15 protein-coding genes are annotated in these 15,761 nt (G+C 43.0%); 7 read left to right on the top strand and 8 right to left on the bottom strand.

The window, feature by feature from the left end:
* Window positions 1-147 precede the first annotated feature (147 nt).
* Together I3248_RS02305 and I3248_RS02300 are read right to left on the bottom strand one after the other, a co-directional pair.
* Entirely contained in the window at window positions 148-1,644 is a 1,497-nt protein-coding gene (locus I3248_RS02305) for a coniferyl aldehyde dehydrogenase (RefSeq protein WP_238062391.1), read from the bottom strand.
* A 179-nt stretch (window positions 1,645-1,823) separates the two neighbouring features.
* On the bottom strand, window positions 1,824-2,930 hold the full coding sequence (locus I3248_RS02300; protein ID WP_238062390.1) for a transposase: 1,107 nt from the start codon (window positions 2,928-2,930) through the stop codon (window positions 1,824-1,826).
* Between the two features lie 241 nt (window positions 2,931-3,171).
* Between I3248_RS02300 and lipB the strand changes: the two genes are divergently transcribed.
* The 5 genes from lipB to I3248_RS12110 all read left to right on the top strand — a co-directional run bounded on the left by lipB (window position 3,172) and on the right by I3248_RS12110 (window position 6,605).
* Window positions 3,172-3,987 (top strand): lipoyl(octanoyl) transferase LipB, encoded by an 816-nt coding sequence (gene lipB, locus I3248_RS02295; RefSeq protein ID WP_238062389.1) that lies wholly within the window; start codon window positions 3,172-3,174, stop codon window positions 3,985-3,987.
* Between the two features lie 174 nt (window positions 3,988-4,161).
* Window positions 4,162-4,692 (top strand): inorganic diphosphatase, encoded by a 531-nt coding sequence (locus I3248_RS02290; protein ID WP_025644142.1) that lies wholly within the window; start codon window positions 4,162-4,164, stop codon window positions 4,690-4,692.
* A gap of 205 nt (window positions 4,693-4,897) precedes the next feature.
* A complete protein-coding gene (locus tag I3248_RS02285; RefSeq protein WP_238062388.1) occupies window positions 4,898-5,362 on the top strand; it encodes a hypothetical protein in 465 nt (154 codons plus the stop codon).
* A 184-nt stretch (window positions 5,363-5,546) separates the two neighbouring features.
* Window positions 5,547-6,380, top strand: a complete 834-nt coding sequence (locus I3248_RS02280; protein ID WP_025644116.1) for a cation transporter — start codon at window positions 5,547-5,549, stop codon at window positions 6,378-6,380.
* 99 nt (window positions 6,381-6,479) lie between these two features.
* On the top strand, window positions 6,480-6,605 hold the full coding sequence (locus tag I3248_RS12110; RefSeq protein WP_256713876.1) for a hypothetical protein: 126 nt from the start codon (window positions 6,480-6,482) through the stop codon (window positions 6,603-6,605).
* A 414-nt stretch (window positions 6,606-7,019) separates the two neighbouring features.
* On the opposite strand, the gene I3248_RS02275 is transcribed toward I3248_RS12110, so the two are convergent.
* Both I3248_RS02275 and I3248_RS02270 read right to left on the bottom strand, forming a co-directional pair.
* On the bottom strand, window positions 7,020-7,448 hold the full coding sequence (locus tag I3248_RS02275; RefSeq protein WP_238062387.1) for a hypothetical protein: 429 nt from the start codon (window positions 7,446-7,448) through the stop codon (window positions 7,020-7,022).
* A 322-nt stretch (window positions 7,449-7,770) separates the two neighbouring features.
* Window positions 7,771-8,226, bottom strand: a complete 456-nt coding sequence (locus I3248_RS02270) for an Lrp/AsnC family transcriptional regulator (protein WP_238062386.1) — start codon at window positions 8,224-8,226, stop codon at window positions 7,771-7,773.
* A gap of 148 nt (window positions 8,227-8,374) precedes the next feature.
* On the opposite strand from I3248_RS02270, the gene I3248_RS02265 reads away from it, so the two are divergent.
* Window positions 8,375-9,292 carry a DMT family transporter gene (locus tag I3248_RS02265; protein ID WP_238062385.1) on the top strand — a complete coding sequence of 306 codons (918 nt, stop codon included), beginning with the start codon at window positions 8,375-8,377 and terminating at the stop codon, window positions 9,290-9,292.
* A gap of 196 nt (window positions 9,293-9,488) precedes the next feature.
* On the opposite strand, the gene I3248_RS02260 is transcribed toward I3248_RS02265, so the two are convergent.
* The 4 genes from I3248_RS02260 to I3248_RS02245 all read right to left on the bottom strand — a co-directional run bounded on the left by I3248_RS02260 (window position 9,489) and on the right by I3248_RS02245 (window position 14,613).
* Entirely contained in the window at window positions 9,489-10,376 is an 888-nt protein-coding gene (locus I3248_RS02260) for an SDR family NAD(P)-dependent oxidoreductase (protein ID WP_201556651.1), read from the bottom strand.
* A gap of 257 nt (window positions 10,377-10,633) precedes the next feature.
* Entirely contained in the window at window positions 10,634-11,650 is a 1,017-nt protein-coding gene (dusB, locus tag I3248_RS02255; protein ID WP_238062429.1) for a tRNA dihydrouridine synthase DusB, read from the bottom strand.
* 116 nt (window positions 11,651-11,766) lie between these two features.
* Window positions 11,767-13,848 carry a BCCT family transporter gene (locus I3248_RS02250; protein ID WP_238062384.1) on the bottom strand — a complete coding sequence of 694 codons (2,082 nt, stop codon included), beginning with the start codon at window positions 13,846-13,848 and terminating at the stop codon, window positions 11,767-11,769.
* Window positions 13,849-14,169: 321 nt separating this feature from the next.
* Window positions 14,170-14,613: an HIT domain-containing protein gene (locus I3248_RS02245; protein WP_238062383.1), complete on the bottom strand. Its 444-nt coding sequence runs from the start codon at window positions 14,611-14,613 to the stop codon at window positions 14,170-14,172.
* A gap of 237 nt (window positions 14,614-14,850) precedes the next feature.
* On the opposite strand from I3248_RS02245, the gene I3248_RS02240 reads away from it, so the two are divergent.
* A complete protein-coding gene (locus tag I3248_RS02240) occupies window positions 14,851-15,648 on the top strand; it encodes a hypothetical protein (protein ID WP_238062382.1) in 798 nt (265 codons plus the stop codon).
* Window positions 15,649-15,761: the final 113 nt, after the last annotated feature.

Below are 15,761 nucleotides of genomic sequence, written 5' to 3'. Positions count from 1 at the left end.
CGGTAATCGCAGCGCCATAAAAGATGGGTATGAAATATGAGTAATGAATAGTATGTAGAACCTTTGCAGGTTTTGACAGTATTTTTTCAAAAAAATAGCGCTTATCAAAATAAACGCTATTTTATTATTCTATTCATTTAAAAAGAGCTATTTCAGCATTAAGCCCATTGCTCTTTTAAAGAAACCACCATAAGGCGGCAATAGTAAATTCATACCATTTAATTTATTTTGTACAAAAATAGGCTTCATATGGCTCAAGCGCTCAAATCCCGCTTGGCCATGGTAAGCACCCGTACCTGAATGACCAACACCGCCAAACGGTAAATCATGCTGCACGACGTGCAATATTACTTCATTGATACATAGGCCGCCTGATACGGTATGTGAACGCACTTGCTCAATCTCATTTTGATCATCGCCAAAGACATACAATGCAAGAGGACGCGGACGCGCATTGACATAATCGATAGCGTCTTCTAGCGTGTCATAGTGCACTAGCGGCAGCACAGGAGCAAAGATCTCATTTTGCATCACTTCACTATCATCGTTAGGCTCGCTGACGATAATCGGCGGCATCAAGCGCGTGTCGATATTAGGCTCGGCATCGGTTAGTAGATGCACATCCTCACCGGGCAGCTGATCGAGATATCCTTTCACCCGTTTGAACTGTTGATTATTAATGATCCGTGAATAGTCTGGATTGTCGGCAATATTAGGATAGTGCTTATCCATCCACTCTTTGGCTAAGCGGATAAACTCCTCATGATCTTTACGCTGTACTAGCACATAATCAGGTGCGATACAGGTTTGACCCGCATTGAGAGTTTTGCCCATCATCACGCGGTTAACCGCTGACTCAAGATTAGCACCATTTAGCACAATAACCGGCGACTTACCGCCAAGCTCAAGCGTCACTGGCGTCAAATTAGGCGCAGCAGCTGCCATGACTTTTTTGCCGACAGCAGTTGAGCCAGTGTAGAGCAAATGGTCAAAGGGCAGCTTGCTGAACTCTTGAGCAATATCAACCTCCCCTAACACTACGCAGACCATATCTTGCGAAAAATAGCGCGCCACGGCCTCTGCAAACGCTTGCGCAAATTTAGGCGCCGCTTCACTCATTTTTACCATGACGCGATTACCTGCCGTGAGCGCATCTATTATCGGCCCTACCGCCAAAAATAATGGGTAATTCCAAGGCACCATAATACCAACCACGCCTAGCGGCTGCGGCTGAATCTCATTATGAGCGGGCATATAAAGTGCTGAGATGGAAGCACGGCGCGGTTTCATCCATTTTTTGCCGTATTTTCTAGCGTGACTGATACCGGTAAAGCTTGGGAATAGCTCTGCAAATTGCGTCTCAGACTCACTACGATAGCCAAAATCGGCACTGATCGCTTGCGCTAAGCTATCCTGCCTTTCGCTTAGCATCAGCTCCAAGTTATCCAATTGCTCAGCGCGAGTTGCCCAATCATTGATAGGCTGATCGCGACTTAGCTTGTATAAGTGCGAAAACTGCGCGTGCATCTCATCAATGGTCGTTGCAATGCTCAGCGACTGACTCGTCTCGTTTGCCATATGATGACGAGTTTGCTCAATAATCTGATCATCGGCTTGATAGTTGTTTTGCTGTGTATCTGTCATTTGTCATCCTTGTCATAAAAGCTAGCGTCAAGACGCACTAGCGGGTTGCTCTCTAATGTAGCGTATTGACTGGCGAATGAAAAGCACGATTATCAGACTTATAGGTTCGCATCAGCTAATCATTTTGTTACCGGATATACATGAGCGCTAAAGTAGTACTATTTGACTTCCTCCCCTCGCTAAACCGAGGGGATTCCTACAGCTAGACGGTCAAGCCCGACCGCAAGGATGTTCTTAGCGGCATTAATATCTCTATCATGCACTGTGCCACACTCAGCACAAGTCCATCCTCTTATTCCAAGATCTGCTCTACCTTTCGGACTACTGCCACTTATTTTAAGGCAGTACGAGCAGGTCTGGGTAGTGTAACTCTCATTTACCATCTCAAAACGACAACCTGCATGCTTGCATTTGTATTCCAGTTGTCGTTTGATCTCAAACCATCCTGCATCGTATGTCGATTTAGCCAGTTTGGTTTTTTTAGTTGTAAATGAGCGTGATTTAACATCACCGACCACAATCAAAGCATTATCTTTAACAAGCTCGGTGGTAAATTTATGAATTAAGTCTAATCTTGTGTTTTTGATTTTGGCGTGGATTGCTTTAACACGTTGCTTATCTTTGGCACGTTGGGCAATGGCTAGCTTTTTAGCCCATTTTTGCGTTTGCTTAATAGTTAGCTTGTCACCGTTTGATGTGGTAGCAGACTCTTTTAAGCCTAAATCAATACCAACGCTGCCCATACCACTTGCTTGTTTAGGGTAGTCTTTAACGGTGATACACGCATACCAACGATTGCGGCTATCTTGTGCTATCTCTAAGGTGTTGATTTGATATAGGCTTAGGTTGTAACTATCGAATACATCAATGATGAGCTTTTGACCTTTAGAGAGCGATAGCTGAATTGTTGATTTAAGTGCTTTCTTTCCCGTTTGTTTGCTATATAGATACTTGATAGCAGTTTTTTTAAAAGGTATCCAACCTAGTGATTTACGCTTGGCATCAGGTCTATTAGTACGCCAGTTAAGTTTGGCCTTTTTAAATTGTTTACGTGATTTAGCGTGAGTCTCATTGATGGCTTGTAAGGTTTGACTGTGTAATCCTAAATACTCACCGCTACCTTTGGTATACTCACTTAAATCATAGGCACTAAAAAACTTACCGGTACGTTTTAAATGCTCAAAGCACAGCGCATTGACATAGTTCCACACGAAGTTTACTGAACCGCTTAGCTGATTCAGCTCTTTTATGTGCTTGTCTTTGATGCGTAGTTTGAGGGTTTTCATACCTTTAGTATGGCGAGGTTAATTTCAACTTACAACCCTTTAAACACTACTCACGACAGTACATGTCGCCTTATATCCACTCCCTGAAGTGGGTGGTTTTATGGCGATAGGTGATAAAAGCACTTAATTTACCGCTATATCTATATTCATTAGATAAAAAAAACTGCTACACTTAATGATTATTTTTAGCCTTTATTATGAGGATATACCTCACTCTACACCTTCTAAAATAGCGAGACTTATGCAGCCTCTTAGTGATACTCTGATTAGTCGCACCTTTGCTGATGCTGATTATGTGGCAACTAGCGATGCAATGCGCGCAAGCATACTCAAGCGCATCGAAGTGAAACAACAGCAAGGGCTGCGGACCCCCGATGAGCTATGGATTGTCGATCACAACGATGTCTATACTTTAGGTCAAGCCAGCAAACCCGAGCACATATTGCAGCAAACAGATACCCCTATCATTCAAACCGATCGCGGCGGACAAGTGACTTGGCATGGACATGGCCAGTTAGTGATCTATTGGCTGTTCGACTTAGACAGCTTAGGCTGGAGCGTACGCAATTTAGTTTCTCACGCAGAGCAAGCCTTAGAAGACGTGATCAATGATTGCCTCAAGAGTCACTGCTCCAGTGAGAGCGCAGCATCAGACTTTAAGGCCAAAGCGCGGCGTGATGCCCCAGGCGTCTACATCTACTCAGGAGTTACCGATGAAGCTAATACTGAAGCTCAGACAACTGATAATATTATGCTCGGTAAAATCGCCTCATTAGGATTCAAAATAAAGCACGGTTTTAGCTATCATGGTTTAGCGCTCAATATCAACTGCGACTTATCAGCTTTTAACGCCATTAACCCTTGCGGTTACGCGGGCATGCAAATGCTGCGCTTGGCAGATTTTGTCTCTATTGATAATAACGACGTGGATAATCACAAAATGAATAATAACGAAGCGACGCTCAGTTACAAGCGAGTCAGCCAGATGCTTATTGATAATATTGCACAGCGCCACGCCGGCGATATTGCTCTGCGTCCTGTACCGCCAAAGTCTTAGACTGCATAATATCGTGCCAGTATAGACTTAAGGCAAACAAGAAAAATAAATACAAACTTGTTATACTCGCACTCGGCAGCCATTAAGCACTGCGAGATTTGTGGTTTAATGGCGCGGTATAAACACAGATATTCTTTTTTAATATTCAATAATAGCAACAGTTGGAGACCCTTTATGGCAGATTTTAATCAGATTTTGGACGCCGGTGATGTTGATGGCGGCGTTATCAATGTAGTCGTTGAGATACCTACTGGTAGCAGCCACAAAATCGAATGGAACCGTGAGCTTGCTGTATTCGAGCTTGATCGTATTGATCCGCAAATCTTTGCTAAGCCTTGTAACTATGGCTTTATCCCGCAAACCCTTGACGAAGATGGCGATGAGCTTGATGCGCTAATCATCACTGAGCAGCCACTGCCAACAGGTATCTTTTTGAAAGCTAAAGTTATCGGCGTTATGAAGTTCGTTGATGATGGTGAAGTCGATGACAAGATCGTTGTCGTGCCTGCTGATGATCGTGATACGGGCAACGCTTATAACAGCTTAGAAGACTTACCTAAGCAGCTGATCAACCAGCTAAACTTCCACTTTAGTCACTATAAAGACCTCAAAAAAGCCGGTACTACGGTCGTTGAGTCTTGGGGCGACGTCGCGGAAGCCAAAGAGGTGATCAAAGAGTCTATCCAGCGCTGGAAAGACCTATAAGTGAATACTTGCGTTTTATGATGCCGCTCTTCATTTAACAGTCATTATGTTGCTTAAAAAGAGCGAGCTTTTATTTGCTGCAATCCGAATGGGTTGCAGCATTTTTTTTGAAGATTTGGGTAACGTTTTGCTTGTCCCTTAGCGCTTTTAGAGTTGCTATAATAAACCCTATCTGACCAAATATTACTATCAAAAAAGGCTCCTTATGTTTAATCCAGACGCCAGCTCTCAAGCCATCCGTAAAAAACTGCCAAAGTCGGTCGCCATAATGATCGAAAAAGGTAATCTTGTCATGGCCATCAAGACGTTAGCCGCTGACGAGGGTATCAGTATGGACGCCGCTAAAGCGCGTATCGATGAATATGAAGCCGCCCTCAAAACCAAACAACACCAACAACTCACTTCTATCGCCAGTAAGCAAGGCATTCCAAATAGTGCTATTAGCTCAGATAGAGAGGTCGCTAATGAAGATACTGCGCCTCTACAAAAACAACGGGTGAAATCTACGCCTCCTGAAGCAGGGTTTAAGAGCTTGCAGCGCGGTGTCGATAGTAAGCTCGATGATATCGGCTATAAAAAACCCCTACTGCCCTATTGGGCTAAACGCCTATTAATTATCGCTGTCGTGATGCTAGGGTTGTTTTGGATATTGTGGCGTATTTTTGGCTAGATGACAGTTTCGTGAGTCTGTTATAGGTGGTTGTTTAATAGTGGTCTGTTTTAAGTGGTCTTTAAATAGGTTTACAGGGTGAAATGACTGGTTCGGTTGGGGTATAGCTTTTGAAACCATTTTTCTTTATATTGTCACTTAGACAGCCTACTTTTTGAACCACCACCCGGATATAAATGTAGCTATGAATAAAACAACTTTTAAAATATCGAAGATGGACTGCCCTTCGGAGGAAAACCTAATCCGAATGAAATTAGAGGGCCACTCGAATATTGAACATCTTGAGTTCGACATTCCTAACCGTCAATTAACTGTGTTTCATCATGACAATATAGAAGGGATAGAGACTGCTATTCATGACCTAAAATTAGGAGACACCCTACTCTCGACCGAAACCATTGACCCCTCTGATCCCAACAATAATTTTAAAATTGATGCTGACTCTAGTCACAAAAAAGATGCTGAGCAAAGAAAGCTACTATGGATAGTGCTGGTCATTAACTTTGCTTTCTTTATTATTGAAATGAGCACGGGACTGATTTCTCGTTCGATGGGGTTGGTCGCCGACAGCTTAGATATGTTAGCAGATAGCTTCGTGTACGGAATTAGCTTATTTGCGGTCGGTGGAACGGTCATTAAGAAAAAACGGATTGCTAGAATTGCCGGATATTTTCAAATTACGCTAGCGATTCTTGGTTTTTTAGAAGTACTAAGACGTTTCTTTGGCAATGAGCAGTTACCTGACTTTTCTACCATGATAGTCATATCGATTCTTGCGCTAATTGCAAACTCGATTTGCCTCTATTTACTACAAAAATCGAAAAGCAAAGAAGAAGAAGCCCATATGCAAGCCAGTATGATTTTCACTTCAAACGATGTGATTATCAATTTAGGGGTAATTGTTGCAGGGATTTTGGTTAATTGGTTACACTCTAGTACGCCTGATTTGATTATTGGTAGCATCGTATTTGCTTTAGTTATTCAGGGCGCCTTTAGAATATTGAAGTTGAGTAAGTAGCCAAGCCTAATAACTGAAGCAAATAGCTCAAGTAAGTAGCTTAATTAAACCGCTAAGTGTAAAGTAACTGGGTTTGAAGCAAATAAACATCATAAGGATATGAGACCTCAAGCAATGATTGAACAAACTTTAAATCTAGTCACCACCAAAGACCATCAGCAAGTTGCCGTTTGGCGAATAATAGATGATGAAGTCTTTGATAAGAATCTGGTGGTGGTCAACTAATTTAGGACACTAATAAAATTCAAACCTACATCGCCATTACTTATAACCCTGAGTCGAGAACGGATAATAATTATAAGCGTTGGGGCAACTTTTATGACCGCCAAGATCTGTTAGTAGGTGACGAGTTGTGTCAGGTGGTTAATTTTCAGAGACCTTCCTAAATTTTGTGTAAGTATTTAATCTAAACGTCAGTTACACAGAATCTGGGATGGTCTCTTCAAGTCCTCACTAGCGCACCGATCATAGATAGAATATCTATGGTAAGTACATCATGAAGTACACTGTGGCTATCTAAGCAAGTTGAAACCTTAATACCATTAGCTCACAGCCAAAGATTCAAGTCCTCACTAGGGAACCGCACCAGTGAAATTGGTTTGTCATAGGCATACGTTGGATACCGCTTAGACTTATCTTCTATGTGGGCGCAATTTCTATTGCACCGGCAACGGCACAACCCTGATATGTTCTACCTGCATAGCTTAATGTGGCAATAAATTCATTTTGATAGCCATTGTCATCAATACAGATATTTTTTCGTATATTCAAAATAATAGGTTGTCCGTTTATTGTGCTCTCGTATTCGAAGCCGTTAGTATTAGCGGAGCCCACTACCACAACTGTTGTGGGCTTTAAGAAATCTGCTTCTACACTTAATCTATTTCCTTTAACCACTGTCCGCCAACTTTTTCCTTTATTGCCAAAAGCGGTAAATGCCGCTGATGCTACCGGCATTTTCATTGTAGATTGCTGACTAAGATCCGTGGTTTCGGCTCGATGGTTATTACACGCCACTAGAGCTAAACTGCCCGTTAAGCATATTGTCGTTAGAAGCAAAGAACGCATGATTTTCCCTTTGAATATAATAAGAGAACACTGCTATCTAGCAGTATTCTCTTGGTTTACGTGATGAAATCCAGATTTTGGCTAGCGCATTGGTTCACACTATTCATTACAGGTATGCCCATTAGTACCTTACCGATACACTCTTAGTTGATAACAGTTGTTCTGTCTCTTGCCTTTAATTGTAAGTTTTGGAGTTTATAAAAGTTTAGGGGCTGTCCTAGATAAGCAAAATTATTTAGGATAGCCCCTTATTAATTATTTAAGTCATTCGAATGACTGTTTTTTTAAATTGAGCACAGACCCTAATAGGTATCAAAAGATATCATGTAAAAATGGGCAACGTTGTTTTATTAACCACTTTTCTCACTGATAAGTGGGTATGTATGTCTTTAACGCTAGTCAGCTTATGCAACTTACGTGTAAACTCTTCATAACCGTTGAGGTCTGCGCTGACTACTTCCAATAAGTAATCATAAGGGCCCGAGACCACATGGCCATTAATGACTTCGTCCATCTCAGATAACGCATTTTCAAAAGCGATAATTGACGCTTCTTGATGATTATTGAGACTAACTTCCACAAAAAAGCTCATCTTAATACCAGCTTTCACTCTACTGACGTTCGCTTGGTAACCCTCTATATAGGATTCATCTTCTAAACGTTTCAGGCGCCTAGCACAAGGTGAGGGTGACAGACCAATGCGCTCAGCTAATTCAGCTGTCGATAAGCGTCCTTCTTTCTGAAGCACTTCCAAAATATGACGGTCGATTTTATCCATGTATTGCCTTTCTGGTTTTTTAAGCCAATAATTCTACATTAATTGGCATTATCCACTAAATAAGTATAGATTTGCAATAAAAGAATAAAGATAAAAGCGCGATATTTGATTGATAATTAGGCTTTGTATATAAGCTTAAGATATCGACATGAATACAATCTTTCAATCATCTCCGCGCAAAAACACCTCATTTGCAATGTCTCCGCTAGCGAAAGGCTATGTGGCTATGATTGCCGTGCTACTTATTTGGTCAGGTTTTGCATTGACTGTCCGAGCTATTGGTGGGTCATCGCTAAGTATTGCTGATGTCATGCTCATTCGATTTAGCGTGCCATTACTTTTATTGACACCTTGGGCATACTCCAGTTTAAGGGAGATCAAAAATATCAAATGGTTTGATGTCTTATTTATATTATGTGGCGGCGTGCCCTTTCTTTTACTAGCTTCCTTTGGCGCAAGAACTGCTCCTGCTGCTTACGTTGGTACTATTTTGACAGGGACGCCAGTATTCTTTGCCGCCCTCTTATCTTTTATTTTTTATCGTCAAAAGATATCGTTAAAAAAGTTTTTGGCATTCATTCTGATTCTGTTTGGTGTAACCGCTATGGTTATAGGAAATGCAGGGTCTTCGCCTGAAAGTTTGCTACATGGCGTGGCCTTCTTATTGCTTGCAAGCTTGGTTTGGGCAGGTTATACCTTGGGTCTTAAAAATACAAAGTTAAGTCCAATAGCGGTGGCTATCGTACTTTCTTACACATCATTTTTTATAGTATTAGTGATGGTTCTTGTTGGCATTCTAAAGACAAACCTAGGAGTCGTTTCTTTTGACGACGCGCTACCTTTTATTTTGGTACAAGGCGTTGGTGTTGGGGTGGTCTCAACCATTGGGTTTTCTTATGCAGTCAACAAGCTGGGCTCTATTCGCACCTTGCTACTTGGTTCCTTGTCTCCTGGACTGACCGCCTTACTTGCAGCGTTAATACTTCATGAGCCTTTAACAATAGTAGTGGTATGCGGCATAATGTTAAGCTCAATTGGCGTTATTTTATCTAATCGAGTGAAGTAAATGAAAACCAGTAAGCTTGCTAAAAAATCGTAGAGCTGATTTTAATGAGTAGAGATATTGATATCATTAGCTCCTAGACAAAGGTTCAAATCCTCACTAGGGAACCACTCGTTATTCCCTTAACAAAACTGACGACAAACTAAAAAGGACGCCGAAGCATCCTTTTTATTCATACCAAGTCAACTAAAATGCTATTTTAATGATGCTCGCCTGGCAGGATTCTAGCAAAGGCGCGCTGCGCTAAAGTAGGCTTAGTATCTGTCGTTTGCGCAGCCGATGAGCTTGGGAAGATACGATAGCCGATAGACTGAATGCCAACGTTGATGGCTGGCGCTAGCGAATAAGTTGCAGAGGCAAACTTACCCATGCCGCTGGCGATACTATTGGGTTTTTTCACGATAGCTTTGGCTACCATCATAGCCGCCTCATTAGGCATCAGTGCTGGCATGTAGCGATATAGTTTGGTCGGTGCAATCATCGGCGTGCGCACCAGCGGCATAAAGATATTGGTAATGGTAATGTTATCGCCTTTGACCTCAGCAGCTAAGCAGCGACTAAAAGCATCTAGAGCAGATTTTGAGGCGACATAAGCACCAAAACGTGGACTATTGGCTAGTACGCCAATCGAAGAGATATTGACGATTTGACCGGTTTTACACTCTATCATGCCGGGTAAGAAAGCCAAGATAATCTTAACTGCGCCAAAGTAGTTAATATCCATCGTGCGCTCAAAATCATGAAAGCGATTGACTGACTCGTGAACGGAGCGGCGGATGGAGCGGCCTGCATTATTGACGAGTACGTCGATACTGTCGAAGTCTTCTTGGATGAGCTGACTGGTCTTTTCGATATCGTCCATGTCGGTCAAGTCACAAGGATAGTAGCTGGCCTTACCGCCTAATACTTCGATGTTTTCTTTGACGACTTTTAGCTTCTCTTCAGTACGGGCAAGTAAGATAACGTGTGCACCGCACTCACTAAGTAAAAAAGCCGTACGCTCGCCGATACCACTTGAAGCACCGGTGATGATGATATTTTTACCTTTGACGACTTTGCTAATTTTTTTCTTTGAAGGGTTTGCCATAAAACATCCTTGTTATTTAATTATTGTATACGTGACTGGCTGTGTGTACAGCGTAACCTCGAGCAAAATATAGCCCCTACTCCTATAAAGACTACATAGTAAGACCTGCATCTTTGACTTTACTTGATTTGGAGAATATATACAATGGTCATCGAGACACTCTAAGCGTAAAAAGTGCTTTGAGAACGTTTTATCTAGTGACTTCATCTCAGCTTTGACGCTGCATACCCTTTGAGCAGAAAAATAAAGGCTTACTATCATTCGTGCGCTTGTAAGAACTCCTCCACTACTCGAAACTGTCCTGCTGTACTCTCCTCGCCATACATCGCTTGACGAAAGGCGTTAGAACTAGGAATACCTGTGGTGTACCAAGCGATATGTTTACGCGCGATACGGCATCCTGAATACTCACCATAAAAGTCATATAGCTCTTGCAAGTGCGCTAACACTATATCTTTGATCTCGCGGATAGTAGGCGCAGCTAATTGTTCACCGGTACGCAAGTAGTGCTCAATATCGCGAAACAGCCACGGCTGGCCTTGTGCGGCGCGGCCTATCATCACCGCATCACAGCCGGTCAGCTCATACACTTGTTGCGCTTTTTGCGCGCTATCGATATCGCCATTAGCAATCACTGGAATATTGATGCTGTCTTTGACTTCACGAATCAGCTCATAACGGGCATTACCTGTGTACATATCCTCGCGCGTACGCCCATGAATCGCAATCGCTGCGATACCAGCTTGCTCAGCACGGCGTGCCACTCGCAAGATATTTTCGCGTCCATTTTCATAGCCCAGTCGCGTCTTTAGCGTCACAGGCGCATCAACGGCATTTACCGCCGCATCGAGCAGACGCGCCACCAAATCTTCGTCTTGCAGCAAGGCTGAGCCTGCCAGCTTACGGCAAACTTTTTTGGCAGGACAGCCCATATTGATATCAATAATCTGCGCGCCATTGTCAATCTGATAACGCGCCGCTTCAGCTAATTTATCAGGCTCAGCGCCCGCTATCTGAGCTGATATTGGCGCAATCTCACCATCGAAATTGGCTCGGTATAAAGATTTTTTACGGGCATAGAGCGCAGTATCCGCGATAATCATCTCGCTCACCGCATGCCCGGCGCCAAAGGACTTACAAAGCCGACGAAAAGGATTGTCCGTGACCCCTGCCATCGGCGCGACCATCAGACGGTTTTCGATACTCAGACCACCGATATCAAGCGGCTGTAATAAGGGATGCTGAGCGGCAACTGGTGCTGAAGAATCAGCCATCGCAGAATTCGCAGAAGTATTTATAGACATAAAAAACGGCTTGATTTGCATAGAAAACAAGCCGTTATTCTAAGGCCTAATATCTGTATTGCAAGTGTTTAGCATGCATGACTAAACTATTTATCAAACACACTACCTTGCTCTAAGGTAATATTGTCATCATGCTCTTGCATACGCCACGGCAGGCTATTGGGCGATTCATGTAAGAACTTGAGGTACTTCTCAAAGTGATCAATGATGTCATTAATCACTGACTCCGATTGATAGCCATAGAGATCATAGGTCTGAGCGCCGCGGCGTAGATACACTTGCGCGCGGTACTGATGCTCTTGTGTCGCTTCTTCTGTGTTATCTACTGCTGTCTTGTCGTCTGCTGAGCCATCAGTGTCTTCGGCATAGTAGTCGGGCAGCTCATGATTAGATAGGCGCACCTCATACCAAAACTCAACATCATCTCCGCGCTGCAGCTCTAGTACCGCGCGATTATTGATATCATCGTAATTGACTTCAGGTACCCAGCCTCTCTCGGCGAATTTTTCAGCGACCTTAGTCATCGACTCCATGACCGTACCCTGAATATAAGCGAGCACTTCCTCACGACTTGGCTGATCAGTAATATAGTCAATACGATCTCGCCAAGCCTCAAGCTTTAATAGATGCGGCGGCAGATGATTGTTGTCGGCTAAGCTTTCATTACGATGCCCCTCGATACGGAGCGCGCGCCACATACCAAACATCGCAATCAAGATAATCATAGTAAACGGCAAGGCACTGACGATAGCTGCCGTCTGCAATGCTTGAAGACCACCTGCCAGCAGCAGTACAGACGCCACAACCCCTAAGATAAGCACCCAAAACGTGCGCTGCCAAGCTGGCGTATCACTACGGCCACCCGCCGCTAGCGAGTCTATCACTAGTGAGCCTGAGTCTGACGAGGTAATAAAAAAAGTAATAATCAGCACGACTGCTAACCCCGACACTACTTGCGTCAATGGTAGGTTCTCTAACAGTTTAAACAGGGCAATCGCTTGGTTGTTCTGTACTTCCGTAATGAGCGACTCATAGCCTTGCACCATAATCATGTTTAAGGCGGTATCACCGAAGACGGCAAACCAAAAGAAAGTAAAAATAGTCGGCACTAACATGACGCCAGCGATAAACTCGCGAATCGTACGCCCGCGGCTAATCTTGGCGATAAATATCCCGACAAAAGGCGACCATGAAATCGTCCAAGCAAAGATAAATAGCGTCCAGCTGGTGATCCAATCGCCATGCTGATAGGCTTGCAAGCTAAAGGTACGCTCAACGATATTACCCAAATAACTGCCAGTATTCTCCATAAAGGCATTCAAAATAAAGACTGATGGACCGACGACGAATACAAACAACATGAGCGCCGTTGCTAGTATCATATTCAATATTGACAGCCTTTTTACACCCTTATCCATCCCTGCTAATACGGAAATCAGTGCCAGAGCCGTTATCAGTGTAATCGCAATGACCTGTACTGTAGTATTGACAGGGATGCTTGGCACCAAATAATTCAAACCGGTGTTAATCTGCGAGACTGAAATACCTAAACTTGTGGCAAGGCCAAATAGCGTGCCCAAAATAGCAAAAACATCGACCGCATGACCGATAGGTCCATATATCTTGTCGCCTATGATAGGATAAAGTGTCGAGCGCATGGACAAAGGCAACCCTTGACGAAAAGCAAAATAAGCCAAGGTCAGCGCCACTACCCCATTAATTGCCCAAATATGAAAGCCCCAGTGAAAATAAGCAATCTGCATGGCCTCTTTTGCCGCGGCAATCGTTTGTGGTTCTGACAGTGGCGGCGTAGCAAAATGCAGTACCGGCTCAGCCACCCCATAAAACAATAAGGCAATACCGTAGCCGGCTGAAAACAGCATCGCAAACCATTCTATAAAGTTATATTGCGCGTCGCCGTGATCCGGGCCAAGCTTGATATTGCCATAAGGAGAAAAAGCCAAAGCTACAATAAATATCAAGAACAGCGCCGTGGCGAGCATGTAAAACCAGCCGAAACTCTCTGTAGTAAAGACAAGCACTTGCTCAAATAGACCGCTTGCCAGTTGCGGATTCACCGAAGCCCCAATGACAAGCAGTATCATTACGATGGCTGTCGGTATAAAGACTGGCATCAAAATCGTAGAGCGCAGATTCTCATTTTTCATAGTATTATGACTCTTTTTTAGGCGCAAAAACGTTTACAAGCATAAATAAAGCTGAACCCAATGTAAAACATAGCTCGGCATTAATCCAAAAATATAGGTAAGTTTTAACAAACTTCTGAGTCATAAATAGCCAACCAAAAGGCTGTAAAAAGCAGACGGTAAAAAAAGGGCAACTATACAGCTGCCCTTATCGAGAAGTGAGCGATTTTCGATATGCCATATTGCAACGATGAAATGCTCGCCATCCTATTGAATGCATCAATTTGTTTAAGGTTATAACCTTTTCGTACTTATTGATTTAGTACTTCTCAGTACTTTAAACTATTGATTATCTATAGCTTCAGCCAGTTGTTTTGCAATAGTAGCAAGCTCATCGCTGTCAGCCTGTGTCACCGCATGACGACCTAACTCATGAATACTACTAGGTAGCAGATGTATATGATAATGAAAAACGGTTTGACCAGCTTGAGCGCCATTAAGCTGCATCTGTATCACCCCTTCGCGATCAAACACTTGACGCTGCGCTGCCATTACCTTTTGCGATGTGGCCAGTACGGCGGCGGCATACTCAGGCTGCAGGTCAGCTAAATCCACCGCTTTTTGTTTTGGAATAACCAGTACATGACCTTTGGCCTGTGGCATGATATCCATGAACGCTAGCGTTTTATCATCTTCATACACCTTATGATAAGGAATATCACCATTAAGCATTTTGGCGAAGATATTACTGTCATCGTAGCGGCTAGGTTGATTGTTTTGACTCATAGTCTATATCCTTAATAGTAATTTTTAGTTCTAAATATTTTGAAAACGTCGATCCAAATACAAAAGAAGTCTGCAATATAGTGAGCGAAATAGCAAGAGAGCATAAATAATGACTGACAGCTTTTTAGATAGAGTAAAGAGTTATAACCAATCTTTTGCCTTGTCACTCCACTAATTTATTAACGTTTTCTAGCTATCAATGTTATATTAAACCTCTACTCTGATAACACAACTGTTATGGATTTAACTGCCTTGCCGACTCAATCAGCGACGAATATGACTACTGATCAAAATACTCCCTTAAACTCCTCAAACATAGCGTCATCAGATAACATGACGTCTACTGCTAAGGCTGAAGATGGTACGTCACAAAAGCAAGCAAACGTCATTGACCCTAATGCGATTATTTTGGCACAAGCGCTCACGGATACTGCTATTAGCTGGCGCATTCATAACTGCAAAATCAGCGAAAAAACCGTTAGTCAGGAGTTGCCGCTGCAATTCTTATATCACTATGATAGCCTTGATGATTCTATTAAACAGGCCCATCCTTTGACGCCAAAGCTGCTAGCACAGTTTAATACTCTGATGAGTGCTAAAGAAGCGGCAGCAGCTTTGGGCATCAGCGCCGATTTGATAGCGACGCCTTGGCATGTCAAAGTCATCGGCTCGTTAGTAGTCTTTAGTGAAGCGCTGCAATTAGCAGTACGGCTACATTGGACCAATACAGCCAAGACGACTGAGCAAATTTATACCCAAAACAAAGCTGACGCGGTGATTGCTGCCTTTAAAGATTGGCAGTTTTTTGGCCGCGTTGATGTGCTCTACAAAAACGACAAACAAGCTTTAATCAGCATCGATGAGTATAGTATCGATAAAGATAGCAGTGTCGATGATTGGGTGCTGACGATTGCTGCGGGCAATGACTACCAACTGTTACCCGCTACCCACGCTCTAAGCATCCTCTCAAAACTTGAAGAGCACAAACCTAAGCTGCCTTGGTTTGAGGTGGCTATACTAGAACGCATTGAGTAGCGTTAGCCACTGATTATGTGCCGAGCGCTATCTGGCAGTCTGCTATTGATATCAATACAAATTATCACTGTTACATTCTAACGATGGCATCAAAAAACAAACGTACCCTTTAT

This window comes from Psychrobacter sp. Ps3 (assembly GCF_022129275.1).
Classification (GTDB): Bacteria; Pseudomonadota; Gammaproteobacteria; order Pseudomonadales; family Moraxellaceae; genus Psychrobacter; species Psychrobacter submarinus.
This window is presented reverse-complemented; position numbering and strand designations above follow the sequence as displayed.

What these genes read in the sequence shown, in the direction of transcription:
- I3248_RS02250 (WP_238062384.1), bottom strand. Translation starts at nt 13,848, where the DNA reads ATGAAAAATGAGAATCTGCGCTCTACGATTTTGATGCCAGTCTTTATA.
- I3248_RS02275 (WP_238062387.1), bottom strand. Translation starts at nt 7,448, where the DNA reads ATGCGTTCTTTGCTTCTAACGACAATATGCTTAACGGGCAGTTTAGCT.
- I3248_RS12110 (WP_256713876.1), top strand. Translation starts at nt 6,480, where the DNA reads ATGAGACCTCAAGCAATGATTGAACAAACTTTAAATCTAGTCACCACC.
- dusB (WP_238062429.1), bottom strand. Translation starts at nt 11,650, where the DNA reads ATGGCTGATTCTTCAGCACCAGTTGCCGCTCAGCATCCCTTATTACAG.
- I3248_RS02280 (WP_025644116.1), top strand. Translation starts at nt 5,547, where the DNA reads ATGAATAAAACAACTTTTAAAATATCGAAGATGGACTGCCCTTCGGAG.
- I3248_RS02290 (WP_025644142.1), top strand. Translation starts at nt 4,162, where the DNA reads ATGGCAGATTTTAATCAGATTTTGGACGCCGGTGATGTTGATGGCGGC.
- I3248_RS02240 (WP_238062382.1), top strand. Translation starts at nt 14,851, where the DNA reads ATGGATTTAACTGCCTTGCCGACTCAATCAGCGACGAATATGACTACT.
- I3248_RS02305 (WP_238062391.1), bottom strand. Translation starts at nt 1,644, where the DNA reads ATGACAGATACACAGCAAAACAACTATCAAGCCGATGATCAGATTATT.
- I3248_RS02265 (WP_238062385.1), top strand. Translation starts at nt 8,375, where the DNA reads ATGAATACAATCTTTCAATCATCTCCGCGCAAAAACACCTCATTTGCA.
- I3248_RS02260 (WP_201556651.1), bottom strand. Translation starts at nt 10,376, where the DNA reads ATGGCAAACCCTTCAAAGAAAAAAATTAGCAAAGTCGTCAAAGGTAAA.
- I3248_RS02270 (WP_238062386.1), bottom strand. Translation starts at nt 8,226, where the DNA reads ATGGATAAAATCGACCGTCATATTTTGGAAGTGCTTCAGAAAGAAGGA.
- I3248_RS02245 (WP_238062383.1), bottom strand. Translation starts at nt 14,613, where the DNA reads ATGAGTCAAAACAATCAACCTAGCCGCTACGATGACAGTAATATCTTC.
- I3248_RS02300 (WP_238062390.1), bottom strand. Translation starts at nt 2,930, where the DNA reads ATGAAAACCCTCAAACTACGCATCAAAGACAAGCACATAAAAGAGCTG.
- lipB (WP_238062389.1), top strand. Translation starts at nt 3,172, where the DNA reads ATGCAGCCTCTTAGTGATACTCTGATTAGTCGCACCTTTGCTGATGCT.
- I3248_RS02285 (WP_238062388.1), top strand. Translation starts at nt 4,898, where the DNA reads ATGTTTAATCCAGACGCCAGCTCTCAAGCCATCCGTAAAAAACTGCCA.